The sequence below is a fragment of the Pseudomonas sp. FW305-70 genome, from assembly GCF_058783925.1.
Genome location: NZ_JBYSYZ010000007.1, coordinates 84743 through 95136 on the forward strand (window position 1 = coordinate 84743; position 10394 = coordinate 95136).

The window sequence follows — 10394 nt, forward strand, 5'->3', positions numbered from 1 at the left end:
GATCAGCTGCGATCGCGTTTAGGCAGCACATCCTTGAGCTTGGCATGCATGCTGCGCAAGGTGTTTTCGGTCGCGGTCCAGTCGATGCAGGCGTCGGTGATCGACACGCCGTACTGCAGGTCGGCGAGGTCTTTCGGGATCGCCTGGGCGCCCCAGTTCAGGTGGCTTTCAACCATCAGGCCGATGATCGACTTGTTGCCCTCGAGGATCTGGTTGGCGACGTTTTCCATCACCAGCGGTTGCAGGGCCGGATCCTTGTTGGAGTTGGCGTGGCTGCAATCGACCATGATGTTCGGCTTGATCTTCGCCTTGTTCAGCGCCTGCTCGCAAAGCGCAACGCTGACCGAATCGTAGTTCGGCTTGCCGTTGCCGCCGCGCAGCACCACGTGACCGTAGGCATTGCCCTTGGTCGTCACGATGGAGACGCCACCTTCCTGGTTGATGCCCAGGAAGCGGTGCGGGCTGGAAACCGACTGCAGGGCGTTGATGGCCACGGTCAGGCCGCCGTCGGTACCGTTCTTGAAGCCGACGGCCGAGGACAGGCCGGACGCCATTTCACGGTGAGTCTGGGATTCGGTGGTGCGCGCGCCGATGGCCGACCAGCTGATCAGGTCCTGCAGGTACTGCGGGGAGATCGGGTCGAGGGCTTCGGTGGCGGTTGGCAGGCCTTTTTCGGCCAGGTCCAGCAGCAACTGGCGACCGATGTGCAAGCCATCCTGGATCTTGAACGAGTCGTCCAGGTACGGGTCGTTGATCAAGCCTTTCCAGCCGACGGTGGTACGTGGCTTCTCGAAATACACGCGCATGACCAGATACAGGGTATCGGACACTTCGGCTGCGAGAACCTTCAGGCGCTCGGCATATTCGTGGGCGGCCTTGATGTCGTGGATCGAGCAAGGCCCGATGACGACGAACAGGCGGTGGTCGGTGCCATCCAGGATGTTGCGAATGACTTCGCGGCCCTTGGTGACGGTGCGCAGTGCGGCGTCGCTCAGGGGAATATCGCGCTTGAGCTGATCGGGAGTGATCAGCGTCTCGTTGGAGGCGACGTTTAGGTCGTTGATCGGTAAATCAGCCATCGTTTACTCGTCAGGTCACGGGTGCCGGCCGCCAGCGAACCCGCGCGGCGGAGCACAGCAAATTAAGCGCGTCGGGGAGCTGAACCTTAGCGCGTTACACCGTGGCTCGACAATGGGCAGACGCCGGTTTGGTGGGCTTTCGCAGTCAGTTTCCCTGCCGTGAGGGCCAAACCGATCAAGTACGCCCCTATTCCGGCACAGGTTGCGCAAAAGCCTTGCGCACCGATTCGTGCGAGAACTCGTCGGCATGCTCCTGGACCCATTCGAGCGCCAGGGCCTGAACATCCTGCAAGTCTTCGTGGGACTCATGCAGGCGGCAGTAGCGTTCGATCTGGCACACCTGCTCACCCATTCGGGCGCTGAACAGCGTTTGTTCGTCGACGAAGGCGATGCCCACCAGATAACCGCGTTTGCGCCGCAGGCACCAGGCGACATAGCCCAGGTAGCGCATGTCCGGGTTCACGGTCGGCATGCGTACTTCCAGTGCCGTGCCGTAGCGCCACGCGCGGTGATAATTGCAAGCCATGCCCCCGAGGCTGATAGTGTGCAGCTGCCGTCGCGAAATACACTCAGGTTTGAGCAAGGTTAATTCGACAGGCACATCGTCAGGGTGAGGAATGAATCGTCCCATGAACACAGACTCCATGTGTCGGCCATCTGACATTGTTCTCCCCAGTATAGTGGTCGAATTGGAACTGACCGATTTTGACGCCGACCAACGGCTGCTGGCGATGAGCGGTGTTTCGCTGGTCATTTTCACCAGTGTCGGCTGCGCCGGCTGCCGTTTTGCCCGCGAACAATTGCCGGCACTCGATCTGGCCGTCGATCGACTGTGCTGGATCGATGCCGGCAATAACGGCGGGGTGGTCGAGCGTTATCAGGTCTTTCATTTGCCGGCGCTGTTTGTCGTGCGCGACGGCGAGTTCTTCGGAGCACTGAAATCGCGCCTGACCGACACAGAGCTCAATCGAGCCGTGCGCCAGGCGTTGAGTCGAACAGCAGAGGAGTTGCCATGAAGGGGACAGTTGCCAGGCCGATAATCGGCATTATCGGGGCCGGCGCAATCGGCGGGTTCTACGGGGTGATGCTGGCGCGTGCCGGTTTTGATGTGCATTTTCTGCTGCGCAGCGAGTTTTTCGCCGTGGCCGAGCACGGGTTGCAAGTCGATAGCGCACCCCACGGTGCGCTGAAACTGAACCCGGTACAGGCTTACTCGAAGGCTGAAGACATGCCGCCCTGCGACTGGCTGCTGGTAGGCGCGAAAACCACCAGCAACGCAGATCTGGCACCGGCCATCCTGCAGGCGGCGGCACCGGATGCCAAGGTGCTGCTGTTGCAAAATGGCCTGGACGTGGAGGACAGCCTGCGCGAGCTGCTCCCCGATTCGCTGCATGTGCTCGGCGGACTTTGCTACATCTGCGTCCATCGCGAGGCCCCGGGCGTCATCACCCATCAGGCGTTGGGCGCGGTGCACGTGGGTTATCACAGCGGTCCCGCCGATGGGCCGACACGCACTGCGATAGTCGAGGAGGGCGTCGGCCTGTTCCGCAGCGCCGGCCTCGATTCCCAGGCCATGGCGAACTTGCACCAGGCGCGCTGGCAAAAACTGGTCTGGAATATCCCTTACAACGGTCTCTCGGTTTTGCTCGGGGCGAGCACCACACCGTTGATGGCCGATGCCGACAGTCGCGAACTGATCAAGGCGTTGATGGCTGAAGTGGTGCAAGGCGCAATTGCCTGCGGGCACGACGTACCGCCAGGGTATGCCGAGCACCTGTTCATGGTGACCGAAAAAATGCCCGACTACTGGCCGAGCATGTACCACGATTTCCTGCACAAGCGGCCGCTCGAATTGGCGGCGATCTACGCCCGACCACTGGCGGCCGCCAGGGCCGCGGGATGTGAAATGCCGCGCATCGAGGCCTTGTATCGCAGCTTGTGTTTCATTGATCGACGCAACACCTGAGTCGACCGACCTGAGGGGGAAGGGCATGCCAAAGGCAATTGACGACAAGCTGGTGCTGGCGATTTCTTCGCGGGCGCTGTTTGATTTGAGCGAAAGCCACAAGGTCTATCTGTCGAGCGGCGTCGAAGCCTACCGGCAGTATCAGATCGAACACGAAGACGAAATCCTTGAGCCCGGCGATGCTTTTCCGTTGGTGCAGAAACTCCTGAACCTCAACAATAGCCTGGGCCGCGCCCGGGTCGAGGTGATTCTGGTGTCGCGCAACAGCGCCGACACCGGGCTGCGGGTATTCAATTCGATCGACCACTACGGGCTGGCGATTTCCCGTGCGGCATTCGTCGGCGGGCGTAGTCCGTATCCCTACCTCAAGGCCTTTGACTGCGATCTGTTTCTCTCGACCCACGCCGAAGACGTACGCAGTGCCCTGGACGCCGGATTCGCCGCGGCGACCATTCTGTCTGGCGGTGCCAGCCGTGCGGCCAGCGACGAGCTGCGCATTGCCTTCGACGGAGACGCGGTGCTGTTTTCCGATGAGTCGGAGCGCATTTATCAGGCCGGTGGTCTGGAGGCGTTCCAGGCCAGCGAGCGTGAGGCTGCTCGCGAGCCTTTGCGCGGTGGGCCGTTCAAGGGCTTTCTCGCGGCCCTGAACCTGTTGCAGCGTGAGTTCCCGGAGGACGCCTGTCCGATTCGTACCGCGCTGGTCACGGCGCGATCGGCGCCCGCCCATGAGCGGGTGATTCGCACGTTGCGCGAATGGGACATCCGTCTCGACGAATCGCTGTTCCTCGGCGGCCTGACCAAGTCCGCCTTTCTCGAAGCCTTCGCCGCCGATGTGTTTTTCGACGATCAGGCCGGCCACTGCGAGTTGGCCCGTGAGGTCGTCGCCACCGGTCATGTGCCCCACGGCATAAGCAACGAGCAAAAGGTTTAAGCCCGCCGTTCAATGTGTTGCGCCGGACGTCGTAGTCGCCAAGGCACTGCTAAGCTGAATCAAATGTCCGCCATGTTGGCAGTCGAGGAGGTCATATGATTCGTTCGATGCTGTACGCCACTGACCTTGGCCTGTACGCGCCCGTGGTGATGCAGCATGCCCTGGAGCTGGCCCGCACCTTCAATGCCAATTTGTACGTCGTGCATGCGGTTGAGCCCATGGGGTTGTTTGCCGAATCGGTGCTGCAAAGTTATCTCGATGAACAGGCGCTGAACGAGTTTCACAGCCAGGGCCTGAATACAGTGATTGCCAGTATCGAGCAGCGGGTGCTCGACAGTTTTCGTGAGGAACTGGGGGACGAAGGGGAGCACGATCTGGAGCGGATTCAGGCGGTCAGGGTGCTGCAGGGCGACCCCTCGCAGGTGATTCTGGACCAGGCGCAGAAACTCTCCGTGGATTTGTTGATCGTAGGAAGTCACAGCCACGGTGCGGGTGCGGAAACGCCTTTGGGCCGCACCGCCGCCCGTGTCTTGCAACTGTCCAAGGTGCCGGTCTATCTGGTGCCATTGGTGCAACGTCGTCGTCAAGGGGACCTCTAGGACCCGAATAATGGCAATCTGATAAAAAAGTTCTAGATTTATTCTTCGAGCCATTAATATAGTTATATATCGTCGCTGATGCCCGTGGCGTCTACCTGCTTTGAGGGATTCATATGAAGCTTCAACAATTGCGCTACATCTGGGAAGTGGCGCACCACGACCTCAACGTTTCCGCTACAGCCCAAAGCCTTTACACCTCTCAACCGGGCATCAGCAAACAGATCCGTCTGCTGGAAGATGAACTGGGCGTCGAAGTCTTTGCCCGCAGCGGCAAGCACTTGACCCGGGTCACCCCGGCCGGTGAGCGCATCATCACCACCGCTGGCGAGATTCTGCGCAAGGTTGAAAGCATCAAGCAGATCGCCCAGGAATTCTCCAATGAGAAGAAAGGCACCCTGTCGATTGCCACCACTCACACCCAGGCGCGTTATGCGTTGCCGCCGGTGATCAGCAATTTCATCAAGCAATACCCGGACGTTGCCCTGCATATGCACCAGGGATCGCCGATGCAAATCGCCGAGATGGCCGCTGACGGCACCGTGGATTTCGCCATTGCCACCGAAGCGCTCGAACTGTTCGGTGATCTGGTGATGATGCCGTGCTACCGCTGGAACCGCTGCGTGGTCGTGCCTCAGGGGCACCCGCTGACCAAACTGTCGAAACTGACCCTCGAAGCGCTGGCCGAATACCCGATCGTGACCTACGTGTTCGGTTTTACCGGCCGTTCGAAACTCGACGAAGCGTTCAGCCATCGAGGCCTGACGCCGAAAGTGGTGTTCACCGCCGCCGACGCCGACGTGATCAAGACCTATGTTCGCCTGGGTCTGGGCGTGGGCATCGTGGCGAAAATGGCCGTCGACACCAAACTCGACAGCGACCTGGTCGTACTTGATGCCAGCGAACTGTTCGAGTCCAGCGTGACCAAGATCGGCTTCCGTCGCGGCACCTTCCTGCGTGGTTTTATGTGCGACTTCATCGAGAAGTTCGCGCCGCACCTGACCCGTGAAGTCATGGCCAAGGCCATTCAATGCCACAACAAGCAGGAACTGGAAGAGCTGTTCGAAGGTGTCGAACTGCCAGTCCATTAAGCCCGTTTAAACGACCTCGGTGACAGCGAACTGTTGCCGAGCGCCCGCCACCGTAATTTCCACCTCGTCGCCCTCGAACTTGCCCAGCAGGCTTTTGCCCAGCGGTGAGCGCGGGGTGATGACGGTGATCAGTTGCCCCACCAGGTCAACTTTCAACCCGGCTGCATCAGGGGCGAGGAACAGCCATTGTTCGCGCCCCTTTCCGTCTTCGAGCCCGAGCAGCGCGCCGACTTCGATGCCCCGCTGTTCGTCATACGGGCGCAGGGCCAGGCTCTGGCAGAGGCTCAGTGACTGGCGGATTTCCTCGACCCTTTTGGCTTGCCCGGCCGCGAGATAGGACGCCTCGAGCCCCAGGGTGTCGTATTTGTTTTCGGCGATGTTTTCTTCGTGGGTCGCCGTTTCGTAGGCGGTTTGTGCGGCCCGTTCGGCGATGTCGAGATCGATCTGCAGTTTGTCGAGAATCAGTTGGTGGACGGTGTGCTTATTCATGATCAATCGCAGAATTGCAGGACGTTGGCGCGACTTTTTTCGCTGGGTGCAGTCCGGTCCTGTTGCAGCCAGAACTGACAGTTCGGGTTGGCCAGGTTGCGAGTGCTGCCGCGTGCCTGATCGAGCCGTTGTGCCTGCTCGTTCTTGCGCAGGTTTTCTTCATATTGCTCGAACAGCGGACTTTGTGGCGGGATGTCCGGCACCGGTTGAGTCACCACCGGTGGCTTGGCCAATTGCTCCACAGCTGCTGCTACAGGTGCCAATTGTTCGCTGAAAAGCAGGCGTGAAGCGAGCCAGCAGGTCAGCACAATGGCAATGAATCCCAGCCACATGCCGAGGGCGATGCTGCCGGTCAGTTGCAGGGCATTGAGGCTGATCGGGAAGGATCGGCGCGGAGCGGGGCGGTGGGGCATGGTTGCTTCCTGGCGAAAGGTCACTGGCGAGTGGCGATTGTCGCATGAAGAATAATCGTCGTCGGCTCTTCTGCACGGGGTAATTTATGCGGACAATCGGCGCCTTTGCCAACGGGAGCCTGGAATGCCTGAACTGAACACCCGCTGGGATATTTTTTGCACCGTGGTCGACAACTTCGGCGACATCGGCGTGACCTGGCGACTGGCCCGGCAACTGGTGGCCGAACATGAGCTGGCGGTGCGTCTATGGGTCGATGATCTGCGAGCGTTCGAGCGCCTGTGTCCGCCAATCGACATCCACGCTGCGCAGCAATGGCAGCAAGGCGTCGAAGTGCGCCAATGGCCAGCCGAGTGGCAGCGGACTGAAGCCGCCGATGTGGTGATTGCTGCATTCGCCTGCCAATTGCCGAGCGCCTATATGGATGCCATGGTCGAACGGGAAAAGACTCCGCTGTGGATGAACCTCGACTACCTGAGTGCCGAGGACTGGGTGATCGGCTGTCACGGTTTGCCCTCGGTGAAATACAAGAACGTACAGAAGTTCTTTTTCTTCCCGGGTTTCCAGAAGGGCACTGGTGGATTGTTGCGAGAGCGCGGATTGCTTGAGCGTCGTCGGCAATTTCAGCAGGACCCGCAAGCTCAAAGAGAATTCCTGCACGGTTTAGGGATTGATCCTGCACCCGGTGCACAGTTGATCTCATTGTTTGCCTACGAAAACACCGGGTTGGCCAGTTGGCTCGATGCGATGGCTGGCGATTCGACGGCCACTCATCTGCTGGTGCCGGAAGGGCGGATTCTCGGCGACGTCGAGCGTTGGCTCGGTGTGCAGGGGCTGGCGGCCGGTGCCGTGCATGTGCGTGACGCCTTGACCGTGCAAGTGCTGCCATTCGTCCGCCAGGACCAATACGACAGCTTGCTGTGGTGCTGCGATTTCAATGCCGTGCGTGGCGAAGATTCCTTTGTGCGCGCTCAATGGGCGGGCCGGCCATTTCTCTGGCACATCTACCGGCAGGAAGAAGATATCCATCTGGACAAGCTCGATGCCTTCCTCGAACTCTATGTGAAGGGGCTATCAGACCCTGCACGGGAGGCGATCAGCGGTCTCTGGCGGGCCTGGAACGCCGGTGAAAAAATGCCCGACCACTGGCAATCCACCCGTAAACACTGGCCAGAGCTGGAAAAACACGCCGAGGCGTGGTGTCTGGAACAGGCCTTGCAGGCCGATCTTGCCACGGCGCTGGTACAGTTTTATGGAAATTGGATATGATACGCGGCCTAGATTTTTGTAAATCCCATCCAAATTCGGATATTCGCAATGAAAACTGGTAAAGAACTCAAACCCGGTACCGTGATCCGTATCGACAACGATCCTTGGCTGGTTCAGAAAGCTGAATTCACCAAGTCCGGTCGTAACAGCGCGATCATGAAAACCAAGCTGAAGAACCTGCTGACCGGCTACAAGACCGAAACCGTATACGGTGCGGACGACAAGCTGGACGACGTGATCCTCGACCGCAAGGAAGCGACCCTGTCCTTCATCAGCGGCGACTCCTACACGTTCATGGACACCACCGACTACACCATGTACGAGCTGAACGCCGAAGACATCGAAAGCGTTCTGCCATTCGTGGAAGAAGGCATGACCGACGTTTGCGAAGCCGTGTTCTTCGAAGGCCGTCTGGTTTCCGTAGAGCTGCCGACCACCATCGTGCGTCAGGTTGACTACACCGAAGGTTCCGCTCGCGGCGACACTTCCGGCAAGGTAATGAAGCCTGCCAAACTGAAGAACGGTACCGAGCTGTCGGTTGCTGACTTCATCGAAATCGGCGACATGATCGAGATCGATACCCGCGAAGGCGGTTCCTACAAAGGCCGTGCCAAATAAGCACTGCTTGAGGAATGAAAAAGCCCGACCATTGAGTCGGGCTTTTTTGTGCCTGAAATATTCCACCCTGTAGGAGCGAGCTTGCTCGCGATGGACTTGAAGGCGACGCGTTTCATCGGGTAATACGCGTTATCGTTAACCTCCATCGCGAGCAAGCTCGCTCCTACAGTTTTTTATTTCAGGTGTTGCTTGAGCTCTTCAGACGCCTGCAACATCGCCGAACGCACCGCCGGCACCTGGCTCACCACGTTGAGCAAACCGTAATCGTGGATCATGCCGTTGTAGCGCACCGAGGTCACCGGCACTCCGGCTTCATCGAGTTTGCGGGCGTAGGCTTCGCCTTCGTCGCGCAACACGTCAGCACCCGCGGTCTGTACCAGCGCTGGTGGCAAGCCTTTCAACTGGGCGGTGGTTGCGCGCAGAGGTGAGGCGTAGATCTCGTTACGCTGGTTGGCGTCGGTGGTGTAGTTGTCCCAGAACCACTTCATCGCATTTCTGGTGAGGAAGTGCCCTTCGGCAAACTGGTTGTAGGAGGCGGTTTCGAAGTTGGCATCCGTCACCGGCCACAGCAACGCCTGGAACTTGATCGCCGGGGTTCCCTTGTCCTTGGCCATCAGTGCAACCACGGCCGCCATGTTGCCGCCGACACTGTTGCCGGCTACCGCCAGGCGCTTGCCATCGACGTTGATCTCCTTACCGTGCTCGGCCACCCACTTTGTCGCGGCGTAAGCCTGGTTGATCGCCACCGGGTAATGGGCTTCCGGCGACGGCGTGTAGTTCACGAACACGGCCGCTGCCCCAGAACCGGTCACCAGGTCACGCACCAGCCGCTCGTGGGTCGGGAAGTCCCCCAGTACCCAGCCGCCGCCGTGGAAGAACATGAACACGGGCAGCTCACCCTTGACCCCGGCCGGCCGGACGATGGTCAGGTTCAGCGGTTGGCCATCGACTTGAATGGTCTTCTGGCTGACATCGGCTTTTGGCAGTGTCAGTTTCACCCCGGCCTGCGCGCCCGTCAGCACGGCGCGGGCGTCTTTCGGGCTGAGTTGTTCAAGCGGCTTGCCGGTACCGGCATTCAGCGCATCGAGGAACGCCTGGGTGTTGTGTTCAACCCCATTACTTGCGAACGCACCGTTGATCGACAGAGCGAGAAGGGTACCGGTCAAGACTTTGCTGAAAGTGTTCATGTTCGTTTCCTGTTCGGGCCTGGGTAGTCAGCGCTTAGACGGTTACGTGCAGGCGCACATCGACGTTGCCACGGGTGGCATTGGAGTACGGGCAGACCTGGTGGGCGGCGTCGACCAGTGTCTGGGCATCGGCTTGTTCAAGACCCGGCAGGCTGATGTGCAGGTCGATGTCCAGGCCGAAACCGCCAGGGATCTGGCCGATGCCGACATGGGCGGTGATCGACGCGTCGCTCGGGATGCTGCGCTTGGTCTGGCTGGCAACGAATTTCAGGGCACCGATGAAGCAGGCGGAGTAGCCGGCGGCGAACAGTTGCTCAGGATTGGTGGCTGCGCCGCCGGCACCGCCGAGTTCTTTCGGCGTGGCGAGTTTGACGTCGAGGATGTTGTCGCTGGAAACCGCACGACCGTCACGGCCACCGGTGGAAGTTGCGATTGCGGTGTAGAGAGTTTGCATGGTGAAAGCCTCGTTCAGGGTTTGATTTTTTTGCGCTAAATGTTTGCGCGCTAAGTAAGTGCGAAATGAATGTATCGCGCTAATGTTTAGTGCGCAAGATAAAAAACAAAATAAATTTGCCAGGGCCGACGAGCGGTTAAACGAGGTTGGCTGAAACTATTGAATTAGAGCGGATGGAGGTTTTACAGGCGACTTTTTGTGGCGGGGAATCGGTTCTATGGCACCGCACAAAGCAACTGTGGGAGCGGGCTTGCTCGCGAAGGCGCCTTGTCATTCGAAATTTACATCGACTGACACACCGCC

The 10394-nt window shown here is 59.4% G+C and carries 13 protein-coding genes; 7 read left to right on the forward strand and 6 right to left on the reverse strand.

Annotation, left to right across the window (positions count from 1 at the left end):
* Nucleotides 1-2 precede the first annotated feature (2 nt).
* Together AC3WN7_RS07840 and AC3WN7_RS07845 are read right to left on the reverse strand one after the other, a co-directional pair.
* On the reverse strand, nt 3-1079 hold the full coding sequence (locus AC3WN7_RS07840; RefSeq protein WP_007973561.1) for a 3-deoxy-7-phosphoheptulonate synthase: 1077 nt from the start codon (nt 1077-1079) through the stop codon (nt 3-5).
* A 187-nt stretch (nt 1080-1266) separates the two neighbouring features.
* On the reverse strand, nt 1267-1710 hold the full coding sequence (locus tag AC3WN7_RS07845) for a PilZ domain-containing protein (RefSeq protein ID WP_007973560.1): 444 nt from the start codon (nt 1708-1710) through the stop codon (nt 1267-1269).
* On the opposite strand from AC3WN7_RS07845, the gene AC3WN7_RS07850 reads away from it, so the two are divergent.
* The 5 genes from AC3WN7_RS07850 (at nt 1709) to cysB (ending at nt 5663) form a co-directional block, all read left to right on the forward strand.
* Nucleotides 1709-2095 (forward strand): thioredoxin family protein, encoded by a 387-nt coding sequence (locus tag AC3WN7_RS07850; RefSeq protein ID WP_095966396.1) that lies wholly within the window; start codon nt 1709-1711, stop codon nt 2093-2095. The genes AC3WN7_RS07845 and AC3WN7_RS07850 overlap by 2 nt on opposite strands.
* Nucleotides 2092-3045 carry a putative 2-dehydropantoate 2-reductase gene (locus AC3WN7_RS07855; RefSeq protein WP_102674247.1) on the forward strand — a complete coding sequence of 318 codons (954 nt, stop codon included), beginning with the start codon at nt 2092-2094 and terminating at the stop codon, nt 3043-3045. Before AC3WN7_RS07850 ends, AC3WN7_RS07855 begins: the two co-directional genes overlap by 4 nt.
* A gap of 25 nt (nt 3046-3070) precedes the next feature.
* Nucleotides 3071-3976, forward strand: a complete 906-nt coding sequence (locus AC3WN7_RS07860; RefSeq protein WP_102674246.1) for a 5'-nucleotidase — start codon at nt 3071-3073, stop codon at nt 3974-3976.
* A gap of 95 nt (nt 3977-4071) precedes the next feature.
* Entirely contained in the window at nt 4072-4575 is a 504-nt protein-coding gene (locus AC3WN7_RS07865) for a universal stress protein (protein WP_008023285.1), read from the forward strand.
* 113 nt (nt 4576-4688) lie between these two features.
* Entirely contained in the window at nt 4689-5663 is a 975-nt protein-coding gene (cysB, locus tag AC3WN7_RS07870; RefSeq protein WP_015094029.1) for an HTH-type transcriptional regulator CysB, read from the forward strand.
* Between the two features lie 6 nt (nt 5664-5669).
* Here the strand turns inward: cysB and AC3WN7_RS07875 are convergent, their stop codons facing one another.
* Both AC3WN7_RS07875 and AC3WN7_RS07880 read right to left on the reverse strand, forming a co-directional pair.
* A complete protein-coding gene (locus AC3WN7_RS07875) occupies nt 5670-6152 on the reverse strand; it encodes a GreA/GreB family elongation factor (RefSeq protein WP_095966399.1) in 483 nt (160 codons plus the stop codon).
* A gap of 2 nt (nt 6153-6154) precedes the next feature.
* Nucleotides 6155-6565, reverse strand: coding sequence for a hypothetical protein (locus AC3WN7_RS07880; RefSeq protein WP_095966400.1), 411 nt, complete (start codon nt 6563-6565; stop codon nt 6155-6157).
* Between the two features lie 124 nt (nt 6566-6689).
* Between AC3WN7_RS07880 and earP the strand changes: the two genes are divergently transcribed.
* On the forward strand, nt 6690-7832 hold the full coding sequence (earP, locus tag AC3WN7_RS07885; protein WP_102674245.1) for an elongation factor P maturation arginine rhamnosyltransferase EarP: 1143 nt from the start codon (nt 6690-6692) through the stop codon (nt 7830-7832).
* Between the two features lie 48 nt (nt 7833-7880).
* Nucleotides 7881-8450 carry an elongation factor P gene (locus tag AC3WN7_RS07890; RefSeq protein WP_007955690.1) on the forward strand — a complete coding sequence of 190 codons (570 nt, stop codon included), beginning with the start codon at nt 7881-7883 and terminating at the stop codon, nt 8448-8450.
* 173 nt (nt 8451-8623) lie between these two features.
* Here the strand turns inward: AC3WN7_RS07890 and AC3WN7_RS07895 are convergent, their stop codons facing one another.
* Complete coding sequence (locus AC3WN7_RS07895; protein WP_102674244.1) at nt 8624-9637, reverse strand: alpha/beta hydrolase; 1014 nt, start codon at nt 9635-9637, stop codon at nt 8624-8626.
* Nucleotides 9638-9671: 34 nt separating this feature from the next.
* Nucleotides 9672-10091 (reverse strand): organic hydroperoxide resistance protein, encoded by a 420-nt coding sequence (locus AC3WN7_RS07900; protein ID WP_095966403.1) that lies wholly within the window; start codon nt 10089-10091, stop codon nt 9672-9674.
* Nucleotides 10092-10394 lie beyond the last annotated feature (303 nt).